The organism is Delftia sp., from assembly GCF_059499305.1.
Window position 1 is genome coordinate 15,580 of record NZ_JCABYI010000027.1, and the last position, 22,483, is coordinate 38,062.

The following is a 22,483-nucleotide window of genomic DNA, read 5'->3' on the forward strand; positions in this document are numbered from 1 at the left end:
GAATGTCGTGATTCCGACAGCCACGAGTGCATGACACAATTGCTGACATGCCCGCCCCATCGGAAGAAGCCCTCTCAGCACCTCCCGCCACCATCGACTTCGGAAGGCAGGCGGCCCCTGCACGGCAGGAGCCCGCCTTTGCCGAGCCCGGCACCGCCAAGAGCCCCAGCAAGCTGCCGCCCTCGATCGCCAGCGCCTTCGCCGCCGCAGCCTATGCGCTGCAGCACGGCGATGACGGCCCGGCCGCCGACGAAAGGGCGGCCCCCGGCGCAAGTTCCGGCACGAATTCCGGCACGACCAGCTTCACTGGTGGCCAGGGAGCAGGCCTGATGCCCGGCCTGTACGCCAGCCTGATTGGCGAGCCCTCGCGCGACTACTACCTGCGGCTGTTCGAGCGCTTCGATGCGCTGGGCAAGCCCCTGCCCACTTGGAACCTGGCCGCAGGCCTGTTCACCCTGCCCTGGTGCGGGCTGCGCGGGCTGTGGCAAGAGGGCGGCCTCTACGCGCTGGCCGCCGGCGGCACGGGCCTGGTCTGGGGCCTGCTGCTGCGCCCCGCGCTGGGCCTGCCCCCGGCCATTGCCCACGGCATCGATGCCACGCTGGTGCTGATGGCCATTGCCATTCCCGGCCTGGGCGCCAATGCCCTGTACTGGCACCATGTGCGCCGCCTCACACTGCAAGCCATTGGCGAGGCTCCCAACATGGCCGCAGCGCACGAACGCCTGGCCCGCCGCGCGGCCACGCCCTTGCGCAAGCGGCTGGCCGTGGCGGCCGGTGCGGTGCTTGCCGCCGCTGCGGGTGCCGGCATCTGGGCGCTGTCGGGCACGCCACATTTCATGGCGGCACAGACGGAGGTGATTCCATCCGAAGCCGTGCCGGCCGCTGCACCAGTTTCGCCAGCTGCACCAGCCGTGGCGCCAACGCCCGCCGCAGCCTTAGCTGCCGTTGAAACGCCAAGGACGGAACCGGCGCCCACACCCGCCCCCACTCCCGCACCCACGCCCCGGCCGCAAGAGCCAGTCGCCCAGGCCGAGGCGCGCCCTGATCCGCAAGCGCCCTTGCCCGCTGCCGGCAGCACCGTCTCCGGCACGGTCGAACCCATGCCCGTAGTAGCAGCTGCCGGCGCTGCGGGTGCCGTCGCGGCCACTGCAGCGGCAGCCATTCCCGTCAAGGCCGCGTTGGTGCCAGCCAAAGCGCCTGCACCTGCACCTGCACCAGCGTCCGTACACACAGCCACTCCAGCGCCCGCCAAGCCCTCCAAGGTGGCGGCTGAAACCAAATCAGCCAAGCCTGCCAAGCCTGCCGAACCCGTCGCAAAGGCCCCGGCACCTGCCAAGCCTGCCTCGGCGGCTCTGGAGCCGGGCAACTACTACATCAACATCGGCGTGTTCTCTGAAGCCGCCAATGCCGGGCGCGTGGTGGAGCGGCTGGAGAAAGCCAAGCTGCCCACGCTCAGCCAGACCCTGCACAGCAACAAGGGCGAGATCGTGCGCGTGCGCTCGGGCCCCTTTGCCAAGCAGCGCAGCGCCGATCAGGCGGCGGCCAGGATACGCGCCATGGGCCTGGAGGCCACGGTCTTCCACCACGCCCCTGCGGAAGGCCGCAGCGCGCGGCGGTGATGCCCTGGCAGCACCTTGGCAATGCCTTCGTGATGCCTTTGCTGCCGCCTGTTACTTCCGCATGCCAATGGCACCGCCCGAGCCCGGCTAAGGTATGCGGCGTTGTCCGAGGCGATGCGCCAGCGCCCGCCCTGATACTGCGCAGCACACACCCCCTGAATTGAGGAGACAGACCATGCCGACGATCACCACCCCAGCCCTGCACCGCCGCCTTGCCGCCCTGGCCCTGCTGGGCGCCACCACCCTGGTTGCGGGTTGCGCCGGCATGGGCAATCCCTTTGGTGGCAGCAGCAGCGGCGGTGGGGCGCAACCGGCCCCGCGCCCCGTGCAGGTCTGCAATGCGGCATCGGCCCAGTCCTTCGTGGGCAAGAGCAATACCTCGGCCACGCTGGAGGCCGCACGCAAGCAGTCGGGCGCCTACATGGCCCGCGTGCTGCGCGAAGGCCAGCCAACGACGATGGAGTTCAATCAGGAACGCCTGAACCTGGTGGTCGACGGCACAGGCCGCATCGTGGCCGTGCGCTGCGGCTGATCGCCGACCGATTGCGCGGTGGCGCTGGACGAAAAAAGGACGCCGAGGCGTCCTTTTTCAATGGTCGTTGGCCCGCTCACTCCGCCAGGAACAGCTCCTGCAGGTCGCTGAGGAAGTCAAAACCCCGCTCCGTGGGCACCACCCGGCCCAGGTCGCGCGTGATCAGGCCCTTGGCCTGTGCTGCATCCAGCCCCTTGGCGATGGACGACAGCGGCAGGCCCGTGCGCTCCATGAAGTCCTGCAGCGCAAAGCCTTCGCGCAGGCGCAGCGCGTTGAGCATGTACTCGAAGGGCAGGTCGGCGCGGCGCACCTCGCCGTCCTGCGCCAGTGGCGCGCCGGCCAGGGCCTGGTCCATGTAGCGTGCGGGATCGCGAAAGCGCACCTGGCGCACGATGCGGTGGGCAAAGCTGAGCTTGCTGTGCGCGCCCGCGCCTATGCCCAGGTAGTCGCCGAACTGCCAGTAGTTGCGGTTGTGCCAGCACTGGTGGCCCTCACGCGCATAGGCCGATATCTCGTAGCGCTGCATGCCTGCGGCGGCGGTGCGCGCGGTGATGCGGTCCAGCATGTCGTAGGCCAGGTCGTCCTCGGGAATGGCCGGCGGGAACTTGGCGAAATACGTATTGGGTTCGATGGTCAGGTGATAGACCGACAGGTGCGGCGGCGCGAAGGACAGGGCCACGTCCAGGTCACGCGCCAGGTCCAGCTCGGTCTGGCCGGGCAGCGCGTACATCAGGTCGATGTTGAAGGTCTCGAAGCTGTCGGCCGCCTCGCGCACGGCCGCACGCGCCTGGGCGCCATCGTGCACGCGGCCCACGGCCTGCAGCAGGCGGTCGTCGAAGCTCTGCACGCCAATGGACAGCCGCGTGACACCGGCCGCGCGGAAGGCGCGGAAGCGGTCGGTCTCGAAGGTGCCGGGGTTGGCCTCCATGGTGATCTCGCAATCGGCCTCCATGCGCAGGCGCGCGCGGATGGCGGCCAGCAGCCGGTCGATGGCCTCGGGCGCGAACAGGCTGGGCGTGCCGCCGCCGATGAAGATGCTGTGCACGGTGCGGCCCCAGATCAGCGGCAGCGCGCTCTCCAGGTCGGCGACCAGGGCGTCGACGTAGCGGTCTTCCGGCAGCTCGGGGCCGTCGCGGCCGTGCTCGTGCGAGTTGAAGTCGCAGTACGGGCACTTGCGTATGCACCAGGGCAGGTGCACATACAGCGACAGCGGCGGCAGGCTGCCGAGCTGCAGCGTGCCGGGGCGCATGTAGTGCTGGATGTCGCGCTGCACGGCGGCCTGGGCGCCGGAGGCCGAATCCTGGGGCTGGATGGGAATCATCGCACCCAGCGCTCGCGCACGAGTTCGATCATCTGCAGCGTGGCGCGGCCGCGGTGGCTGTGCGCGTGCTTCACGGCCGGGTCCATCTCGGCGAAGGTCTGGCCCAGCTCGGGGATGTACATCACGGGGTCGAAGCCGAAGCCCTGCGTGCCACGGCGCTCGGTGGTGATCTCGCCCTGCACACGGCCCATGGCGATCAGCGGTTCGGGATCCTTTGCGCTGCGCACGCCCACCAGGGTGCTGACCATGGCGGCGCGGCGGTCGGCCACGCCCTGCATCTGCTCCAGCAGGGCGCGCACGTTGTTGTCGTCGCTTTTCTCGTAGCCGAACTGCGTGCAGTAGTAGGCCGTATCCACGCCCGGCAACCCGCCGAAGTGCGAGACGCACATGCCGGCGTCGTCGGCAATGGCGGGCAGGCCGGTGCGCTCGGCTGCGAAACGGGCCTTGGCCAGCGCGTTCTCCACAAAGGTGCAATGCGGCTCGGGCGCCTCGCCCTCGAACAGGTCGCCCTGGCGGATCAGCTCCACCCCCAGCGGGGCGAACATGGCTTGCAGCTCGGCGAGCTTGCCGCGGTTGTTGGAGGCCAACACAATCTTCATCGTAGAAATCCATTCGGGCGCCCGTGCGCCCTTTGTCGTCAATAGGTTCGGTAGTCCATGCGCGCCAACGGCACCGCTGCCGCGGGCCGGCAGCGGCGGTCAGCGCTTGAACTGGCGCTCGGCCGAGCGGCGTATCGCTTCGTTGATCTCGGCGATGGAGCGCTCGATGGCCGCGTCGTCGAGCTCATCTTCCAGGTCTTCGATTGCCCCGCCCTGGATCGTGGATTCAAACGCGTCGTTCTCGATGTCCTGGGTGGAGATGCCCATGGTGGACTCGAAGGCGTCTGGCGTCTCCCACTCCATGGCAATGGCCGTGACGTTGTCGCTGGCATCGCCCGCATTGCGCAGTGCCGTATCGACCAGCTGGGGAATGGCCTGGGACACGGTGCGGCCGTGCAGGGTGCGCAGCAGGTGCCCTTCGTCCACGCTGCCCCACAGGCCGTCGGAGCACAGCAGCAGCTTGTCGCCCTGCTCCAGCCGGCGCGGCTCGGTCACGTCGTAGATGGGCTTGGACGGAGAGCCCAGGCAGGTGAACAGCACGTTGCGGCTCGATGTCTTGAGCTGCGCGGCGATCTCGCCCATCTCCAGATAGGAGTGATCGCGCGTGCGCACCAGCAGCTCGCCGCCGCGCACCAGGTACAGGCGCGAGTCGCCGCAATGGATCCAGGTGATCTTGCCCTTCTGGATGACGGCGGCGACCAGCGTGGTGCGCGGCGTGTCGATCATTCCCTTGGCGCTGGCATAGCGCAGGATCTGCCGGTGCGCGTGCAGCAGCGCATCGACCAGAAAGCCCTGCGGATCTTCGAGCAGCGGCTTGGCCTGGCGCTGGAAATGCACGGACATCACCTGCAGCGCCAGCTGCGCGGCGACCTCGCCTTCGGGATGGCCGCCCATGCCGTCGGCCAGCACGAAGAGCACGGCTTCCCGCGTGTAGCAGTAACCCATGCGGTCTTCATTGAGCGCACGGCCGCCGCGGCGGCTCAGCTGGAATACCGAAAACCTCATGGCTTGCGCTCCTGGCCCACGGCTGGCAGGCCCGCTGCGCCGCTGATCTTTTGCATGTTCTTCTTGGCGTCGGTCACCAGCGTGTCCAGCTGCAGGCGCATGCGCTCGGAGACGCTGAGCTTGGTGTAGCGGCGCTCGCCTTCGCGGCTCAATTCCTTTTGCAGAGCAAACACCGACTGCGGACGCGATCCCGGGTCCACGGCCATGCACCACTCGACCACCTCGATGAGATTGTCCGAATACACGCCGCGCAGCTTGGTCAGCGCCAGCGTGAGCCGGTCCTTGTCCTGGCGCTGCGGCGCCTCGTTGGGCGGAAATCCCTGCATGCAGGCATAGATGCAGGCGCCGATGGCGTAGATGTCGGTCCAGGGACCCAGCGATGCGTCGCGGCGGTACATCTCGGGCGCGGCAAAGCCCGGCGTGTACATGGGGCGGATGAAGTTGCCTTCCTTGGACAGCACCTCGCGCGCCGCGCCGAAGTCGATCATCACGGCACGGTCGTCATTGGTGATGAAGATGTTGGCCGGCTTGATGTCCAGGTGCAGCATCTTGTGCTGGTGCACGATGCGCAGGCCGCGCAGCACCTCGTCGAACAGCGAGCGAATGGTCGATTCACGGAACACCTTCTCGGCCTTGAGCTCGCGCGCGGTGACGACGAAGTCCTGCAGGGTGGCGCCCTCCAGGTAGTTCATCACCATGTAGACGGTTTCGTTCTCGCGAAAGAAATTGAGCACGCTGACCACGGAAGCGTGCGAGATCTGCGCCAGTGAACGCCCTTCCTCGAAGAAGCTCTTGAGGCCCAGGCGGTACAGCGAAAGTTTTTCGGGCGCCACGGCGGGCTGCAGCTCTCCGGGGGCACGGGTGGCCAGCGAGGCGGGCAGGTATTCCTTGATCGCCACCTGCTTGCCCTCTGCATCCAAGGCCAGGTAAACGACGCCGAAACCGCCGGAAGCAAGCCTGCGCACCACCCGATAGCCGCCGATCGTGCTGCCTGGCGGCAATGGCGCCGGCTTGATCTTGGAAGACATTTTTCTCCGGTGAGTCTCAGGGATGGGGCGAAACCCGGATAATCGGGCAATTGCAAGCATCCATCAAAAGTCCAATGCCAGTTTACAGCATGACCGGATACGCCAGTGCCCAGCACGGCGCGTCCGAAGAAGATGGTGGAGCGTCGGGCCGCAACAGCCGGCTCGGTCTGGAGATCCGCTCGGTCAACAGCCGCTTCCTGGATCTTTCGTTCCGCCTGCCCGACGAACTGCGCGCGCATGAGCCAGCCTTGCGGGCCCTTTTGACCGCCCGCCTCAAGCGCGGCAAGGTCGAGGTGCGCGCCGCCATCGACAACGACGACGGCAACTCCCTGCCCGACCCCTCCACCGCCATGCTGCAGCGCCTGGCCATGCTCCAGGACACTGTCCAGTCCTGGCTGCCCGACGCCCGCAGCCTGTCCGTCTCCGACGCCCTGCGCCTGGCCAGCGGCAGCGGCAACTCGGCCGTTGACTGGAGCAGCGTGCTGCCCACGCTGGCAGAGCAGGCCCTGACCGAACTGCTGGAGGCCCGCGCCCGCGAAGGCAAGCGCCTGGCCACCATGCTGCTGGACCGCATCGCGCAGCTGCGCAAGCTCGCGGCAGATGCCACGCCCCTGGTGCCCCAGCTCGTGGAGCAGCAGCGCCTGCGCTTCATGGAGCGCTGGAAGGAAGCGATGGCCCTGGCCGAAGGCGCCGTGGCGCCCGAAGCCGCCCAGGACCGCGCCCTGACCGAGGCCACCGCCTTTGCCATCCGCATCGACGTGGCCGAGGAAGTCACCCGCCTGGACTCGCACCTGGACGAGATCCAGAGCCTGCTCAAGAAGGGCGGCGAGATCGGCAAGCGCCTGGACTTCCTGATCCAGGAACTGCACCGCGAAGCCAATACGCTGGGCTCCAAGTCCGCCACGCTGGAGCTGACCCGCATCAGCGTGGACATGAAGGTGCTGATCGAGCAGATGCGCGAGCAGGTGCAGAACATCGAATAAGCCCAACACAGATGCCCATGCGTGAACACACTGCGCAAAATTCCATGGATTACCCCGGAAACCTCTTTGTCGTCTCGGCCCCCAGCGGGGCCGGCAAGTCCAGCCTGGTGCGCGCGCTGCGCGAGTTCGATGCGCGCGTCTCCCCTTCCGTCTCCCACACCACGCGCGCGCCGCGTGGCCAGGAAAAGCACGGCCGCGAGTACTACTTCGTCTCCGACCAGGAGTTCGACGCCATGGTGTCGAACAACGCCTTCGTCGAATGGGCGAACGTGCACAGCCGCCGCTACGGCACGGCCAAGAAGGCGCTGGAAGAGCGCATCCAGGTCGGCACCGACGTGCTACTGGAGATCGACTACCAGGGCGCACTGCAGGTCAAGCAAGCGTTTCCGAACGCCGTGCTGATCTTCATCCTGCCGCCCAGCTGGGACGAGCTGCGTGCCCGCCTGGAAAACCGGGGCGAGGACGCGCCCGAGGTGATCGAGCTGCGCCTGAAGAACGCGGCCGAGGAGATGGCCCAGGTGGCGAAATTCGACTTCGTTATAATCAACGAATTGTTCGAGAGCGCACTGTTTGATCTCAAGACGATCATCCACGCCCAGCGCCTCAAGTATGCGGCTCAGCGCAGCCGCCGCGCAGAGACCTTCGAGTCTCTCAATATTTCTGAACCCAACTGACGTTTCCCGGAGATCCTGATGGCACGCATCACTGTTGAAGACTGCCTGGAGCAGATCCCTAACCGCTTCCAGCTCGTGTTGGCCGCCACTTACCGCGCACGCATGCTGAGCCAGGGTCACACGCCCAAGATCGAAACCAAGAACAAGCCCGGCGTCACCGCGCTGCGCGAGATCGCCGAAGGCAAGGTCGGCATCGAGATGCTGAAGAAGGTTCCGGGCTGATTTGCTGCAAAGCAACACAATGGCCCCACAAAGAGCACCGCACAGCGGTGCTTTTTTTACATGAAGCCTGCACAAACCAGCATGCACGCTACATTTAAGTCATGAAAGCGGCCTTGACTTCGTTCACAGCCCCCTCTGATCCCGTACCGCCACCCCGGCCCGAGCGCATGTCTGCAGAGCAGGCAACCGCCGTGTCGGCCAATGCCTTTGCCGGACTGATGGAGCACCTGGGATACCTGGATGCCACCAGCATCGAGCAGGTGCGCGAAGCCTATGCCTTCGCCGACCAGGCCCACAGCGACCAGTGGCGCAGCAGCGGCGAACCCTATATCACCCATCCCATCGCGGTCACGGCGCTGTGCGCGAGCTGGAAGCTCGACGCCCCGGCCCTGATGGCCGCGCTGCTGCACGATGCAATGGAAGACTGCGGCGTCACCAAGGCCGATCTCGCCCAGCGCTTCGGCCAGGACGTGGCCGAGCTGGTCGACGGCCTCACCAAGCTGGACAAGCTGCAGTTCAACACGCGCGAAGAGAACCAGGCGGAATCCTTCCGCAAGATGCTGCTGGCCATGGCGCGCGATGTGCGCGTGATCCTGATCAAGCTGGCCGACCGCACCCACAACATGCGCACCATGGGCGACATGCCGCGCAGCAAGTGGGGCCGCATCTCCTCGGAAACGCTGGAGATCTACGCACCCATCGCCCACCGCCTGGGGCTGAACCAGACCTACCGCGAGCTGCAGGACCTGGCCTTCCGCCATCTGCATCCCTGGCGCTACGCCACGCTGGAAAAAGCCATCGCCCGCTCGCGCAAGCGACGCCGCGACCTGGTCCAGCGCGTGCAGGACGAGGTCAATGCCGAGTTCGCCGGCGCGGGGCTGCAGGCCCGCCTTGCCGGCCGTGAAAGCACGCTGTATTCGCTCTATCTGCGCATGGAGAAGAACCAGCTGAGCTTTGCCAAGGTGACGGACATCTACGGCTTTCGCATCATCTTGCCGCGCGTTATCGATTGCTACACGGCGCTGGGCGTGCTGCACCAGATGTACAAGCCCATGCCGGGCCGCTTCAAGGACTACATCGCCATTGCCAAGAACAATGGCTACCAGTCGCTGCACACCACGCTGGTGGGCCCCTCGGGCGTGAACATCGAGTTCCAGATCCGCACCGAGGAAATGCACATCGTCGCCGAGGCCGGCGTGGCCGCCCATTGGCTCTACAAGGCTCAGCCCGGCCACGATTCCGAGCAGCTGGGCACGCAGTGGCTCCAATCGCTGCTGGACATCCAGAACGAGACGCGCGATGCCGCCGAGTTCTGGGACCACGTCAAGGTGGACCTGTTCCCCGACGCCGTCTACGTGTTCACGCCCAAGAGCGAGATCATGGCCATGCCGCGCGGCGCCACCGTGGTGGACTTCGCCTATGCGATCCACAGCAAGGTCGGCAACCACATGACCGCCGCGCGCATCAACAACGAGGAAGTGCCGCTGCGCACCGAACTCAAGAGCGGCGACGTGGTGCAGATCGTCACCTCCGAAGACGCCACGCCCAACCCGGCCTGGCTGGGCTTCGTCAAGACCGGTCGCGCGCGCTCCAAGATCCGCCATTACCTGAAGTCGGCCGCGCAAAGCGAATCGGCACGCCTGGGCGAGAACCTGCTGGCCCAGGCCATGCGCGCCGAAGGCATGGACGCCGTGCCGCCGGCCGATGAAGCCAACCAGGCGCTGTGGGACGAAGTGCTGCGCATGGCAGGCAGCCGCAGCCGCGCCGACCTGATGGTGGACATCGGCATGGGCCGGCGCATTGCGTCGCTGGTGGCCTCGCGCCTGACGGCGCTGATGGCGCGCCACGGCCACCGGCCCGACGCCCTGCTGCTCACGCGCGAACGCTTCAATGCCAGCAACCGGCCCTTCCAGGGCGCCGTGCTGCTGGACGGCTCCAACCAGGGCTCCATCCACTACGCGCAGTGCTGCCGGCCCGTGCCGGGCGACGCCATCGTGGGCTATCTGGGCAGCGGCGAAGGCCTGATCGTGCACCACGCGCAATGCAAGATCGCACAGCGCCTGCAGGAAAAGGACAGCGACCGCTTCATCGTCGTGGAATGGGCAGATGACATCGATGCCGCGCGCCTTTTCGAGGCCCGCATCGTCGTCACCGTCAACAACGGCAAGGGCGTGCTCGCCCGCGTGGCAGCCGAGCTGGCCGGCGCCGAAGTGGACATCCTGCGCGTGGACATGGCCGACGAGGCCGCCATGAGCACCACGGACCTGTGCTTCGTGATCTCGGTGCACGACAACCAGCAGGTGGAGTCCGCGCTGCGCAACCTGCGCCGCGTGCATTCGGTGGTGCGCGCATCGCGCGTCATTCCCTGAACACTGCCCCGCTCCTGCGGGGCTTTTTCATTGCTCCAGGTCCTGGGCCAGCTGCTGCAGCAACGGGCCGCAGTCCTGCTCGATCTTGAGGGCCAGCAAATCCTCGGAGCGCATGCGGCCCTGGTTGATGGCGGCCACCGGCTTGCCCTGGGCCACGGCCTCATGCACGAAGCGCAGGCCTGAATACACCATCAGCGAAGAACCGGCGACCAGCAGCCCGCCGGCCTGCTGCAGCATGGCGCGCACGGCCTGCACCCGCTGGCTGGGCACGCCTTCCCCATAGAACACCACATCGGGCTTGAGCACGCCGCCGCAGTGCGGGCAGGCCGGCACGTCGAAGCGGCTGAAGTCGCGCCCCTCCAGGTCGGCATCGCCGTCGGGCGCGGCCTGGGCGCTCAGGCCGGCCCAGCCGGGGTTGCGCTCCAGCAGCATGGCCTGCAGCGCGGCGCGCTCCATGCCGGCGCCACAACCCATGCAGCGCACGGCGGCAATGCGGCCGTGCAGGTCGATGACACCCTCGCTGCCTGCCGCTGTATGCAGGCCGTCCACGTTCTGGGTGACCAGACCGGCCATCCATCCGCGCTGCTGCAGCAGCGCCAGCGCCTCATGGGCCGGGCCGGGCCGGGCCTGCGCCATCACGGGCCAGCCCAGCAGGCTGCGCGCCCAATAGCGCTGGCGCGTGGCATGGCTGCCCATGAAGGCCTGCAGCGTCACCGGCTGGGGGCGCTTCCACTGGCCTTCCAGATCCCGGTAGTCCGGAATGCCGGAGCCCGTGCTGCAGCCCGCGCCCGTCAGCACCAGCCAGCGCCGGCCGGGCGGCAGCAAGGCGCGCAGGGCCAGCGCGGCATCGTGCAGAACCGGGGATGGTGATGGCGGCGGAGCGATGGCGGTCATGGCCGCACAGCATAGCGGCCCCGCACACCCAATGCAGAAACACCGTGTTGCACTCCGAGCCGGGGTGCAGCGGAGACAATGGCCGGATGCCTCACGCACACGCCACCGCCCACGCCTTTCCCATCGCCCGCCATCCCGCCGCGCTCAACCGTGCCGCCCTGGCCACCGCCCTGGCCGCCGTGCTGCTGGCCGGTTGCGCGTCCCGGCCGGCGCCTGCGCCGGTCACGGTGCTGCCCTCCATGCCGGCCCCCACGGCGCCTGTCGCGCCCGTGCAGCCCGAACCGGCCACCGCGCCGGATGCCGCCCAGCAGGCCGAGGCCGCCAGCTTCGAGGCCTGGAAGCGGGACTTCGCGCGCAAGGCGCTGGAGGCCGGCATCTCCGCCAAGACCGTGAGCAGCGCGCTGGAGCCGGCCCGGCTGCAGCGGCGCGCGGTGCAGCTGGACCGCTCGCAGCCCGAGTTCACGCGCACGCCCTGGCAGTACCTGGACAGCGCCGTCTCGGCCCAGCGCATTGCCCAGGGCCGCACCAAGCTGCGCGAAGCGGCTGCACCGCTGCAGGCGGCCAGCCAGCGCCATGGCGTGCCGGCCGAGGTGATCGCCGCCATCTGGGGCATGGAAAGCAATTACGGCAGCAACTTCGGCAACTTCCCCACCGTCGATGCGCTGGCCACCCTGGCCTTCGACGGCCGGCGCGCGGCCTGGGCTCAGAAGGAGTTGCTGGCCGCCCTGCGCATCATCGACAACGGCGACATCGACGCGGCCCACATGATCGGCTCCTGGGCCGGCGCCATGGGCCATACGCAGTTCCTGCCCTCGGTCTTCCTGGCCTATGCGGTGGATGCCGATGGCGATGGCCGCCGCGACATCTGGGGCAGCCTGCCCGATGTGACGGCCTCCACGGCGAACTACCTGGCCCATTCGGGCTGGAAGACGGGCGAGCCCTGGGGCGTGGAAGTGCGCCTGCCGGCAGGCTTTGACCATGCACGCGCCGAGACCAGCGTGCGCCAGGACAGCGCGCAATGGGCGGCCGAGGGCGTGCAGGCCGTGGACGGCTCCGCCCTGCCCGCCATGGCCGATGCCAGCGTGATCGCACCGGCCGGCGCGCGCGGCCCGGCCTTCATGGTGGGCGCCAACTTCCGTACCATCCTGCGCTACAACAACTCCGTGAATTACGCGCTGGGCGTGGGCCTGCTGTCGCAGCAGCTGGCCGGTGGCCCGGGCGTGCAGGCGGCCTGGCCGCGCGATCTGGCACCGCTGTCGCGCGAGCAGTTGCGCGCCTTGCAGGCCGCGCTCAACGAACGGGGATTTTCGGCCGGCACGGCCGATGGCGTGATGGGACCTGCCACGCGCGCGGGCCTGCGCCAGTTCCAGCAAAGCCAGGGCCTGGTGGCCGACGGCTATCCCACGCTGGAGCTGCTGCAGAAACTGCAGCCCTGAACGCTCACCCGGCGGCGCTGCCCGGCTCCGGGTAGGTGACTTCCAGCACTTCCAGCGTGCGCACACCTGCGGGTGTGGGCAGGGCCACCTCGTCGCCCACACGGGCCTTGAGCAGGGCGCGCGAGACGGGTGCGATCCAGCTGACCTGCTGGCGTGCGCTGTCGGCCTCGTCGATGCCCATGATGGTGATGGTGCGCTCCTCGCCCTCGTCATCGACATAGGTGACGGTCGCGCCGAAGTAGATCTGCTCGCTGCCGGCATGCACGGAGGGATCGACCACCTCGGCGATCTCCAGCCGCTTGGTCAGAAAGCGGATGCGCCGGTCGATCTCGCGCAGGCGCTTCTTGCCGTAGAGATAGTCGCCGTTCTCGGAGCGGTCGCCATTGCTGGCCGCCCAGTGCACGATCTCCACGATGCGCGGGCGCTCGTTGTCGATCAAGTCCAGCAGCTCGCCCTTGAGCCGCGCGAAGCCCTGGGGCGTGATGTAGTTCTTGCCGCCCGGCGGCAAAGGCGGCAGGCCGACTTCATCATCGTCGTCGCCGTCGGATTCCTTGGTGAAAGCCTTGCTCATAGGGAGCCGATCTTCACACAGATCACCGCAGCAGGCGAAGACGCCGCACAAACCTCGACACCAACTGAGCACAAACGAAAAAGCCTCAGAACTTTGCAGTTCTGAGGCTTGTCGTTTTGGTGCGGCTGGCAGGAATCGAACCCACGACCCCTTGGTTCGTAGCCAAGTACTCTATCCAGCTGAGCTACAGCCGCCAAGCTTCGAATTATAGCGTGCTTTTTGAACGCTTACGGAAAACCATGAAAATATCAAAAAATAACCGTTGCCCAGCGCCTGAACCATTGCCACGGCCTCTGTGCGGGCCTGTGCGGGCGCCTGAAACGAAAAAGCCTCAGAACTTTGCAGTTCTGAGGCTTGTCGTTTTGGTGCGGCTGGCAGGAATCGAACCCACGACCCCTTGGTTCGTAGCCAAGTACTCTATCCAGCTGAGCTACAGCCGCCAAGACAACGATTGTATATCAATTTCCGGCCTCTCCGCAAAAATTGCAACCATCGCAAACTCCCGGCCCCGTGGCGCACCGCGCTGGCCTATATTGGCCGGTCGCGGATGCAGGCCCTGCCCTGCACCTGCGCGGGAGACAAACACAGCGAGCGGCCCGCCGCAGCGGCGGGAACGACAAGACATGACAGACAAGCGCGCGGCCACGCAGCCGCAACCGCCCGAGGGCGCCATGTGGGGGCAGCTGTTTCGCCGCAGCGCCCGCCCCTCCCTGAGCCTGCAGGGCCAGATCCGCGAGATGCTGGTCGATGCCATCCTCTCGGGCATCCTCGCACCCGGCGAATCCATTCCCTCCAGCCGCGAGCTGGCGCGCCACCTGGGCGTGGCACGCATCACCGTGGTGCTGGCCTACCAGCAGCTGGCCGAGGAAGCCTTTTTGCTGAGCCGCCAGCGCAAGGGCCACTTCATCCATCCCGACGTACTCAAGGGGCGCACGCCGGGCGGCGCTGCGGCCAGCAGCCCCCCTGGCGAAGGCCGCCGCACCGACTGGTCGCGGCGCCTGTGGCTGCTGCCCAGCCAGCAGCGCAGCATCGTCAAGGAAGAGGACTGGCAGCGCTACCCCTATCCCTTCCTGTATGGCCAGTTCGACAAGGAGCTGTTTCCCACGGCGGCTTGGCGCGAATGCTGCCTCAAGGCCCTGGGCGTGCTGGACATACGCCAGTGGGCGCCCGACCAGATCGCGCGCGACGACGAGATGCTGATCCAGCAGGTGCAGACCAAGATCCTGCCCAGGCGCGGCGTCTGGGCCTCGGCCGACGAGCTGATCATTACCGTGGGTGCGCAGCACGCCCTCTACATGGTGGCCGACCTGCTGATGCGCGAGGGCACGGCCGTGGGCATCGAGGAGCCCGGCTACCCCGACGCGCGCAACATCTTCAGCAGCCGCACCTCCCAGGTCATCCCGCTGCCGGTGGACGGCCAGGGCCTGCCGGTCACGCCGCTGCTGCGCCAGCTGGACTACCTCTACGTGACGCCCAGCCACCAGTGCCCCACGGGCGTGACCATGCCGCTGGCCCGGCGCGAGGCGCTGCTGGAGATGGCCGAGGCGCACGACATCATCCTCATCGAGGACGACTACGAGAGCGAGAGCAGCTTCGACGGCCAGCCCATTCCGGCGCTCAAGAGCCTGGACCGCAGCAACCGCGTGATCTACGTGGGCAGCCTGTCCAAGAGCCTGGCGCCGGGCCTGCGCGTGGGCTACATCGTGGCGGCGCCCGAGTTGATCCGCGAGCTGCGCGCACTGCGCCGGCTCATGATCCGCCACCCCGCCACCTTCGTGCAGCGCACGCTGGCCATGTTCATCTCCCTGGGCCACTACGAGGCCCAGCAGCGGCGCCTGGCCCAGGCGCAGAAGGAGCGGCACGCAGCCCTCACGGCCGCCATGGCCGAGCATGCGCCCGGCTGCCGCATCACGCCCGTGCGCGGCGGCGGCTCGTGCTGGGTGCAACTGCCCGACCACATTCCCGTCGATGCCCTGGCGCAGCGTGCCGCCGCGCACGGCGTGCTCATCGAGCCCGGCGATGTGTTCTTCGCCCGCCCGGGCACGCCCGGCAGCTACATGCGCATGGGCTACCAATCCATACCCGCCAACGACATCGGCCAGGGCGTGAAGGCCCTGGCCGATGCGATCCGTGAGGAGCAGCCCGAGAAGTAACGCCAGGAATGGCCGGGACCGGCCCTGCCGGTCCCGTCGCCCCTGGGTCAGTACTTCTGCGGCTCGGGCCGCGCAGCCTCGGACAGCGATGTCACCACGGGCGCCACGCCGCGCTGCAGGAACTGCCGCACGGCGTAGGCCAGCAGCAAAATGCACAGGCTGGCCACGCCCAGCGCCAGCGGCGTGCGCTGCTCGGGGATGAAGGCCATGGCGATGACGATGGACAGCATGCCGAAGATGGCGAACCAGGTCAGGTACGGATAGCACCACATGCGCACCTTGAGCTGGTGGGGCGCCTCGCGCTCCAGCCGGGCGCGCAGGCGCAGCTGCGAGATGGCGATCAGGATGTAGACGAAGATCGCCACCGTGCCGTAGGAGTTGACCAGGAAGGCAAACACCTTGTCGGGCGACACATAGGACATCACCACGGCGCCGTAGCCGAACAGCGTGGCCACCAGGATGGCCCGCGTGGGCACGCCATTGCGGCTGACCTTGGCCAGCGCCTGGGGCGCGTCGCCGCGCCGCGTCAGCGCGAACAGCATGCGAGATGACGCATACAGCCCCGAGTTGAGCGCCGACAGCACGGCCGTCAGCACGATGGCATTCATGATCTGCGCGGCGGCCGGCACGCCCATGGTGTTGAGCGCGCTGACATACGGCGTGGCAATGCCGCCCGCATTCCAGGGCACCAGGCAGGCCACCAGGAAGATGGAGCCCACATAGAACACCAGCACGCGCGTGATCACCGAGTTGGTCGCCTTGGCCACGGCCTTCTGGGGCTCGGCCGTCTCGGCGGCGGCAATGGTCACGATCTCGGCGCCGAAGTAAAAGCCCGTGGCCGCCACCGCCCCGGTCAGCACGGGCACGATGCCGTTGGGCATGAAGCCGCCGTTGCCGGTGAGGTTGCCGAAGTGCATGCCCTGCGAGGCGGGCGTCAGGCCCAGCACGTAGACGCCGGCCACGAACAGGAAGACCACGATGGCCGCCACCTTGATGGAGGCGAACCAGAACTCGAACTCGCCAAAGGACTTGACCGACACCAGGTTGGTCAGCGTCAGCATCACCAGCAGCACCAGGCTGATGCTCCAGTTGGGCACATCGGGCAGCCAGTAGCGCACCAGGTCGGCTCCGGCCACGGCCTCCAGCGCCACGACGATGACCCAGAAGTACCAGTACATCCAGCCCGTCAGAAAGCCTGCCAGCCGGCCCACGCCGGGGCGGTCGCGCCAGGCCTCTCGCGCAAACTCGTAGAACGAGCCTCCCCCGGGCATGGAGCAGGCCAGCTCGCCCAGCATGCGCATGACCAGGACCACGAGCAGGCCCGTGATGAGGAAGGAAAGAATCGCGGCCGGCCCGGCCGACTTGATGACGACGCCGCTGCCCACGAACAGCCCGGCGCCGATGACGCCACCGAGGGCGATCATGGTCATGTGGCGTTCCTTGAGCCCGTGCGAAAGCCCCGGTGAAGAGGCGTGCTGATTTCCGATCATGTCTTGTCTCCTGTTTTATTCAGGCGCCACGGCTGATGCTCTGTTGTGGTGGCTGCGCAGGTGCGCGCCTTGCCGTGGCGTATCCGGTGTTCCCGGTGGCACGGGGCCGCAAGGCCCCGCGCCGTCAGGCGGCCGCCACCGGCGGGCGGTCCTTGCGGAAGGCGTTCTTCACGGCGATCTTTCCGTCCTTGAAGGTGAAGACATCCACCATGCGCGCTTCCACGCGCAGGCCGTCGGCCTTGGTGCCCTTGAAGGTGCTCTCGGACACGCCACGGTCGCCCTGCACGAAGTGGTCTCCATCGAGCCAGGCCGCATCGGGAAAGGCCTGCCAGGCCATCTGGAAGCCCTCGCGCACGGCCTGGCGGCCGATGAAGCTGCGGCCCATGAGATCGGGGCCGGCCACGGCGTGGAACTCGCATTCATCGGCCATGAAGCCCATCAGGGCCTCGATGTCGTGGCGGTTCCAGGCCTCGGCAAAGCGGGCCAGGAACTGTGCGTCGGGAGGGTTGGTGTCTGCGCTCATGCTGTCTCCTTGTCTGTGGTGGGTCCCACGGCGCCGGGCCCGGGCAGGGCCGCCGCGCCGCGTCATCGAAATGTCGATGGGCCATGGTAGGTAGCAGGCACACGGACCCGTTAGAACCAGATGCCATCAATCGTTAGGTCCAGGCGCGCGCACCGGCTGCCGCTGGCTCTATCGAAAGCTGGGCTGTGGCGCTAACTGGCTCCATGGCCTGCTGGCTATGCTGATTCCATCGTCGGTGCACGGCCTTGCAGGGCTCGCCGGCATTGGCCCCATTCCACCGAATCCATAGCAAAAAGCGGCAGATCCCAAGCCGCCGCACCAGGAGACATCCGCCATGAAAGCCGAGGACATCCGCCCCAGCCACCTGCGTCCCTACGACCCTCAGTACGACCCGCTGGTGGCCGCCAACCCGGGCCACGGCACGGGCTATGCGCCCACCTACTGGGTCGGCACGGCGGGACGCCCGCCAGACGATGACGGCCCGGTCACCGGCGACATGGACGTGGACGTGGCCATCGTCGGCTCGGGCTTCACGGGCCTGGCCACGGCGCTGTTCCTGGCGCGCGAACACGGCATACGCGCCGTGGTGCTGGACGCCAACCAGACCGCCTGGGGCTGCACCAGCCGCAATGGCGGCCAGGGGCAGAACGCCAGCGGGCGCCTGTACCGCTCGCAATGGATCGCACGCTGGGGCAAGGACGTGGCGCTCAAGCTCGACGCCGAGATCCGCGAGGGCTTCCAGACCTTCAAGGACCTGGTGGCCGAATTCCCCGAGTGCGAGCCCCAGCCCGGCGGCCACCTCTACATCGCCCACCGCGAAAAGAAGCTCGATTTCCTGCGCAACGAGACCCAGATCATGCGCGAGGTCTTCGGCTACGACGCCCGCATGCTCAGCCCCGAGGAGCTGCGCCGCGACTATGTGAACGATGCCGACAGCCATGGCGCCATGCACGAGCCCGACGGCATCGGCGTGCACCCGCTCAAGCTGGCCTTCGGCTACCTGCGCAAGGCGCGGGAGCTGGGCGTCAAGGTGCACCCGGCCAGCCCGGTGCTGGGTGTCGAGACGCGCAACGGCGTGCACCATCTGCGCACGCCCGGCGGCACCGTGCGGGCGCGCGCCGTGGGCTTTGCCACGGGCGGCTACACCAGCAACGCCCTGCATGGCAGCCTGCGCTCCAAGATCATGCCCATCCTCTCGAACTCGCTGGTCACGCGGCCGCTGACCGAGCAGGAGCTGGAGGCCACGGGCTTCAAGACCACCCAGGTCATCACCGACACCCGCACGCTGCGCTTTTACTACCGCCGCCTGCCCGACAACCGCGTGCAGATCGGCAGCCGCAGCGCCGTCACGGGTGCCGATGCGCCCAACCCCATCCACATGGCCAAGCTGGTGGACGGCCTGCACCGCAAGTTCCCGGCGCTCAAGGGCATCACCATCGACTACTCCTGGTGGGGCTGGGTCGATGTGAGCCACGACATGATGCCGCGCGTCTTCCAGCCCGACCCGGGCCAGAGCATCTTCTACGCCGTGGGCTATGGCGGCAACGGCGTCTCCTTCTCGGCCCACGCGGGCCGTCGCATGGCCGAGCGCATCGCGGGGCGCCAGAGCAAGACCTTCGAGCTGCCCATCTACAACTCGGAGCTGGAGTATCCGAACGTCTTCAACATGGTGCGCTCGCCCGCGTTTGCGCCGTTTCGCCGGCTGGGGCAGCGGTTCCTGTACCACTGGTACTACATGCGCGACGAAAAGCTCTGAACCCCAACCGATTGCTGCTTGGGCCGGCCTCCTGCAGGGGGCCGGCCTTTTTTTTTCAGCAGCGCCGGGGGCAGCCACCTGCTACCGGTTCCGCATCCAGTCGGCCGTGTTCATGAAGCTGGCCTTGAGGCGCACGCGCAAATCCTCGGGCACGCCGGTCTCGCCCATGGCCTGGTCCATGCAGGCCACCCACTGGTCGCGTTCCAGGATGCCGATGGAAAACGGCATGTGGCGCATGCGCAGTCGCGGATGGCCGAAGCGTTCCTGGTAATGGTCAGGGCCGCCCAGCCAGCCGCACAGGAACCAGAACAGCTTCTGGCGCGCGTCGGCCAGCGTGCTGCCATGGGCGGCACGCAGTTCGGCATAGCCGGGCTCCAGGTCCATGAGATCGTAGAAACGGTCCACCAGGGCCTGCACCCTGGGCTCGCCGCCGATCCATTCATAGGGGGTCTGGGGGGCGTTGTTTTGGGATTCCTCTGACATGGCGAAAAGCGGCTGGCGGCTGAGTGAAACCCGCGATTGTCAGGCATGTGCCATGTCCGTGCCCGTACCGGTATCCGTGGGGGCCCCGGCACGCAGGAACCCGTACACCGCCAGCGCCGTGAGCACCGTGATGCCTGCCAGCACATCCAGCAAGATGCCAAAGGCCTGGCCATAGGCCGCCAGCACGGCGGGTGCAGACAGGCCGGGCAGCAGGGCCATGGCCTCGGCGATGTTCCCCGTCACCAGCAACTGCGCCGCGCGGCCGGTGGCATGCACCGCCTGGGGCGCCTGAGCTGCAAGTGCCGACAGACGCCATGCCAGCAATGCAGCCAGCCCCGCGCCCACCAGCGCCAGCGCCATGCCCTCGCCCGCCACGCGCACCGTGCTGAAAATGCCCGTGGCCATGCCCGCGCGCTCGCTGGGCACCACGCTCACGGCCAGGCCATCCATCAAACCCCAGGGCAGCCCGATGCCCAGGCCGACCAACACCAGCGGCGCCGCCATCTGCGCAAAGGCCGTGCCCGGCGCGCACCCGCCCAGCCACAGCAGGCCCGCAGCGCACACCAGCAACCCCGCCAGGCACAGCAGCGCGGCCGAAACCCAGCGCGTGAGCCAGCCCGCCAGCAACGGCACGAACAGCATGGGCAGGGACAGCACAAACATCAGCTGCCCCGCCTGCAGCGGCGCCATGCCCTCCACGCCGATGAAGCGCACCGGCAGCAGCACCAGCAGCACCACGAAGGCATAGGCCGGCGCACCCGCCAGCAACTGCACGCCCACGAAACGCGGATAGCGAAACAGCGACAGGTCCAGCATGGGCTGCCCCGTGCGCTGCTGCACGCGCCGCTCCACGGCCACAAAGGCCGCCAGCGCCAGCGCGGCACCGGCCAGCGGCAGCAGCGTTGCAGCGCTGGACCAGCCCGCCTCCGGCCCCTGCAGCACGCCCCAGGTCAGCAGCGCCAGGGCTGCGGTGAACAGCAGCGCACCGGCCCGGTCCAGCCGCTGCGCCTTCGGGTTGCGCGACTGCGGCATGCAGCGCAGCCCCAGCACCAGCGCGGCCAGCGCCACGGCGGCCACGCAAAGCACCACGCCGCGCCAGCCCGCCACGCCCAGCAACCAGCCCGACAGCAACGGCCCGAAGGCCAGGCCCACGCCAAACGACGTGCCCACGCCACTGAAGGCACGCATGCGCCCCGCTCCATCGAACACCTGGGCCAGCGCCGCCGTGCCGCCCGCCAGCGCGGCCGCCGCGCCCAGGCCCTGCAGCGCACGCAGCAGGTTGAACACGACAATGGCCCCCTGCCCGCCCAGGCAGGCCTGGGCCAGCGCACTGGCCAGCACCACGCCCAGCCCGGTCAGGAAAACGCGCCGCCGCCCATGCAGATCGGCCAGCGCGCCGGCCGCCATCAGCGTGGCGCCAAAGCTCAGCATGAAGGCATTCGTCACCCAGTTCAGCGCCAGCGGCCCGCCGCCCAGCGCCTCGCGCAGCGCAGCCAGCGCCACGGCCGGCCCGGTAAAGCTCAGGGGCATCGCCAGCGCGGCAAGGCACACCGACAACAGCACCCAGACCGGGGATGCATGCGGTCGCGCTGTGCCGTGGAGCGCATCCGGTGCGCGGGAAGAAGTCAGGCAGGAGGACATGGTTGGCAAGGCTTTCGCAATTTCCCGGCCGCACATGGCCAGGCATGCATGAACGATAAAAGCGCTGCAATGCCGTGAAAATAGGCGCCAGACTCCCCACACTCCCAACCCAAGGTTGGCAATCGACATGGACAGCTTCAGCGGACTCGAATCCTTTGTGCGTGCAGCCGACCTGCTGAGCTTTGCCGAGGCCGGGCGCGCCCTGGGCATCTCGGCCTCGGCCGTCGGCAAGAACGTGGCGCGGCTGGAACAGCAACTGGGCCTGCGCCTGTTCCAGCGCACCACGCGCCAGGTACGCCTCACGCAGGAAGGCGCGCTGTTCCACGAGCGCTGCCGCCGCATCCTGGATGAACTGCACGATGCGCGCGCCACCATGCAGGCCGCCGCCGAGGCGCCGCGCGGACGGCTGCGCGTGAGCCTGCCCACCATCGGCTACCGCTTCCTGCTGCCTGTGCTGCCCGAGTTCCAGGCCCTGTACCCGGAGGTTGACCTGGACCTGGACTTCAACGACCACCTGGTGGACGTGGTCGAGGCCGGCCTGGACGTGGTCATCCGCAGCGGCGAACTGGCCGACTCGCGCCTGGTCGCGCGCCGGCTGGGGCCGTTCCGCTTCATCCTGGCCGGCTCGCCCGACTACCTGGCGGCACGGGGCATACCGCAATCCCCCGCCGAGCTGGCACAGCACAGCTGCCTGCGCTACCGCTTCCTGACCAGCGGCAAGCTGGAGGAATGGGTGCTGCCCGGCATGCCGCCCCACCTGCCCGCCGCCCTGGTCTGCAACAACATGGAAGCCATGCTGGGCGCGGCCGTGGCGGGCATGGGGCTGGCCTATATGCCGGACTTCCTTGCGCGGGATGCACTGGGGCGTGGCGAACTGCAGCGGGTGCTGGCGGAGGACCTGACGCACACGGGGCAGTTTTCGGCGCTGTGGGCGTCGAGCCGGCAGTTGTCGCCTAAGGTGAGGGCGTTTGTGGATTTTGTGGGGGAGAGGCTGTTCAAGGAGTCTTGAACGGGGCCGTCCCCTGCTGTTGCTCGTTCTTGTCCCTGCTGTTGCTCGTTTCTGCCCCTGCCGGGTGGTTGTTTTTCGAGGCCGGGTCTCGGCCCGGCGGCCGACTGCCCTTTCTTGATTCGCCCTCTATGTCAGGATAGTTGTCGCCTCAGCTTCCCTTTGCAAAGCAGGCGGC

Annotated in this window: 20 protein-coding genes and 2 tRNA genes; 10 read left to right on the plus strand and 12 right to left on the minus strand. The window is 67.9% G+C overall.

Annotation, left to right across the window (positions count from 1 at the left end; translation table 11 throughout):
* Positions 1 to 47 precede the first annotated feature (47 nt).
* A complete protein-coding gene (locus AC5I49_RS16190; RefSeq protein ID WP_495789611.1) occupies positions 48 to 1,619 on the plus strand; it encodes an SPOR domain-containing protein in 1,572 nt (523 codons plus the stop codon).
* A 175-nt stretch (positions 1,620 to 1,794) separates the two neighbouring features.
* A complete protein-coding gene (locus tag AC5I49_RS16195; RefSeq protein WP_212646356.1) occupies positions 1,795 to 2,151 on the plus strand; it encodes an I78 family peptidase inhibitor in 357 nt (118 codons plus the stop codon).
* A gap of 76 nt (positions 2,152 to 2,227) precedes the next feature.
* Here the strand turns inward: AC5I49_RS16195 and hemW are convergent, their stop codons facing one another.
* The 4 genes from hemW to AC5I49_RS16215 form a co-directional block, all read right to left on the minus strand.
* Positions 2,228 to 3,472 carry a radical SAM family heme chaperone HemW gene (gene hemW / locus AC5I49_RS16200; protein ID WP_473042547.1) on the minus strand — a complete coding sequence of 415 codons (1,245 nt, stop codon included), beginning with the start codon at positions 3,470 to 3,472 and terminating at the stop codon, positions 2,228 to 2,230.
* On the minus strand, positions 3,469 to 4,071 hold the full coding sequence (rdgB, locus tag AC5I49_RS16205; protein WP_034367744.1) for an RdgB/HAM1 family non-canonical purine NTP pyrophosphatase: 603 nt from the start codon (positions 4,069 to 4,071) through the stop codon (positions 3,469 to 3,471). The genes hemW and rdgB overlap by 4 nt, the downstream gene beginning before the upstream one ends.
* 99 nt (positions 4,072 to 4,170) lie before the next feature.
* Positions 4,171 to 5,076 (minus strand): PP2C family protein-serine/threonine phosphatase, encoded by a 906-nt coding sequence (locus AC5I49_RS16210; RefSeq protein WP_016450314.1) that lies wholly within the window; start codon positions 5,074 to 5,076, stop codon positions 4,171 to 4,173.
* Complete coding sequence (locus AC5I49_RS16215) at positions 5,073 to 6,104, minus strand: serine/threonine protein kinase (protein ID WP_016450313.1); 1,032 nt, start codon at positions 6,102 to 6,104, stop codon at positions 5,073 to 5,075. The genes AC5I49_RS16210 and AC5I49_RS16215 overlap by 4 nt, the downstream gene beginning before the upstream one ends.
* 89 nt (positions 6,105 to 6,193) lie before the next feature.
* On the opposite strand from AC5I49_RS16215, the gene AC5I49_RS16220 reads away from it, so the two are divergent.
* The 4 genes from AC5I49_RS16220 (at position 6,194) to AC5I49_RS16235 (ending at position 10,352) form a co-directional block, all read left to right on the plus strand.
* Positions 6,194 to 7,087, plus strand: coding sequence for a YicC/YloC family endoribonuclease (locus AC5I49_RS16220; protein ID WP_017407182.1), 894 nt, complete (start codon positions 6,194 to 6,196; stop codon positions 7,085 to 7,087).
* 44 nt (positions 7,088 to 7,131) lie between these two features.
* A complete protein-coding gene (gene gmk / locus AC5I49_RS16225) occupies positions 7,132 to 7,761 on the plus strand; it encodes a guanylate kinase (protein ID WP_016450311.1) in 630 nt (209 codons plus the stop codon).
* Positions 7,762 to 7,779: 18 nt separating this feature from the next.
* On the plus strand, positions 7,780 to 7,983 hold the full coding sequence (rpoZ, locus tag AC5I49_RS16230; RefSeq protein ID WP_016450310.1) for a DNA-directed RNA polymerase subunit omega: 204 nt from the start codon (positions 7,780 to 7,782) through the stop codon (positions 7,981 to 7,983).
* Positions 7,984 to 8,084: 101 nt separating this feature from the next.
* Entirely contained in the window at positions 8,085 to 10,352 is a 2,268-nt protein-coding gene (locus tag AC5I49_RS16235; protein WP_016450309.1) for a RelA/SpoT family protein, read from the plus strand.
* A gap of 27 nt (positions 10,353 to 10,379) precedes the next feature.
* Here AC5I49_RS16235 and AC5I49_RS16240 read toward each other — a convergent pair whose 3' ends face one another.
* Positions 10,380 to 11,246 carry an NAD-dependent protein deacetylase gene (locus AC5I49_RS16240; RefSeq protein WP_495789612.1) on the minus strand — a complete coding sequence of 289 codons (867 nt, stop codon included), beginning with the start codon at positions 11,244 to 11,246 and terminating at the stop codon, positions 10,380 to 10,382.
* Between the two features lie 86 nt (positions 11,247 to 11,332).
* On the opposite strand from AC5I49_RS16240, the gene AC5I49_RS16245 reads away from it, so the two are divergent.
* Complete coding sequence (locus AC5I49_RS16245; RefSeq protein WP_495789613.1) at positions 11,333 to 12,682, plus strand: lytic murein transglycosylase; 1,350 nt, start codon at positions 11,333 to 11,335, stop codon at positions 12,680 to 12,682.
* 4 nt (positions 12,683 to 12,686) lie between these two features.
* Here the strand turns inward: AC5I49_RS16245 and greB are convergent, their stop codons facing one another.
* The 3 genes from greB to AC5I49_RS16260 form a co-directional block, all read right to left on the minus strand.
* The gene (greB, locus tag AC5I49_RS16250; RefSeq protein WP_017407186.1) at positions 12,687 to 13,253 is read right to left on the minus strand and encodes a transcription elongation factor GreB; all 567 of its coding nucleotides are present in this window, start codon (positions 13,251 to 13,253) and stop codon (positions 12,687 to 12,689) included.
* 117 nt (positions 13,254 to 13,370) lie between these two features.
* Positions 13,371 to 13,447 (minus strand) — tRNA-Arg (locus AC5I49_RS16255).
* A gap of 169 nt (positions 13,448 to 13,616) precedes the next feature.
* A tRNA-Arg gene (locus tag AC5I49_RS16260) sits at positions 13,617 to 13,693 on the minus strand.
* A gap of 183 nt (positions 13,694 to 13,876) precedes the next feature.
* Here AC5I49_RS16260 and pdxR point away from each other — a divergent pair.
* Positions 13,877 to 15,406, plus strand: a complete 1,530-nt coding sequence (pdxR, locus tag AC5I49_RS16265) for a MocR-like pyridoxine biosynthesis transcription factor PdxR (protein WP_495789614.1) — start codon at positions 13,877 to 13,879, stop codon at positions 15,404 to 15,406.
* 47 nt (positions 15,407 to 15,453) lie between these two features.
* On the opposite strand, the gene AC5I49_RS16270 is transcribed toward pdxR, so the two are convergent.
* Both AC5I49_RS16270 and AC5I49_RS16275 read right to left on the minus strand, forming a co-directional pair.
* Positions 15,454 to 16,896, minus strand: coding sequence for an amino acid permease (locus AC5I49_RS16270; protein ID WP_016450754.1), 1,443 nt, complete (start codon positions 16,894 to 16,896; stop codon positions 15,454 to 15,456).
* A gap of 124 nt (positions 16,897 to 17,020) precedes the next feature.
* Positions 17,021 to 17,419 (minus strand): nuclear transport factor 2 family protein, encoded by a 399-nt coding sequence (locus AC5I49_RS16275; protein WP_016454801.1) that lies wholly within the window; start codon positions 17,417 to 17,419, stop codon positions 17,021 to 17,023.
* Positions 17,420 to 17,753: 334 nt separating this feature from the next.
* Here AC5I49_RS16275 and AC5I49_RS16280 point away from each other — a divergent pair, with 334 nt between their 5' ends.
* Entirely contained in the window at positions 17,754 to 19,175 is a 1,422-nt protein-coding gene (locus AC5I49_RS16280; protein ID WP_016454802.1) for an NAD(P)/FAD-dependent oxidoreductase, read from the plus strand.
* A gap of 81 nt (positions 19,176 to 19,256) precedes the next feature.
* Here the strand turns inward: AC5I49_RS16280 and AC5I49_RS16285 are convergent, their stop codons facing one another.
* Positions 19,257 to 19,658 (minus strand): group II truncated hemoglobin, encoded by a 402-nt coding sequence (locus tag AC5I49_RS16285; protein ID WP_034367729.1) that lies wholly within the window; start codon positions 19,656 to 19,658, stop codon positions 19,257 to 19,259.
* 39 nt (positions 19,659 to 19,697) lie between these two features.
* Complete coding sequence (locus AC5I49_RS16290) at positions 19,698 to 21,221, minus strand: MFS transporter (protein WP_495789615.1); 1,524 nt, start codon at positions 21,219 to 21,221, stop codon at positions 19,698 to 19,700.
* Positions 21,222 to 21,426: 205 nt separating this feature from the next.
* Here AC5I49_RS16290 and AC5I49_RS16295 point away from each other — a divergent pair, with 205 nt between their 5' ends.
* A complete protein-coding gene (locus AC5I49_RS16295; protein ID WP_252653498.1) occupies positions 21,427 to 22,308 on the plus strand; it encodes a LysR family transcriptional regulator in 882 nt (293 codons plus the stop codon).
* The last annotated feature ends 175 nt before the right edge of the window (positions 22,309 to 22,483 follow it).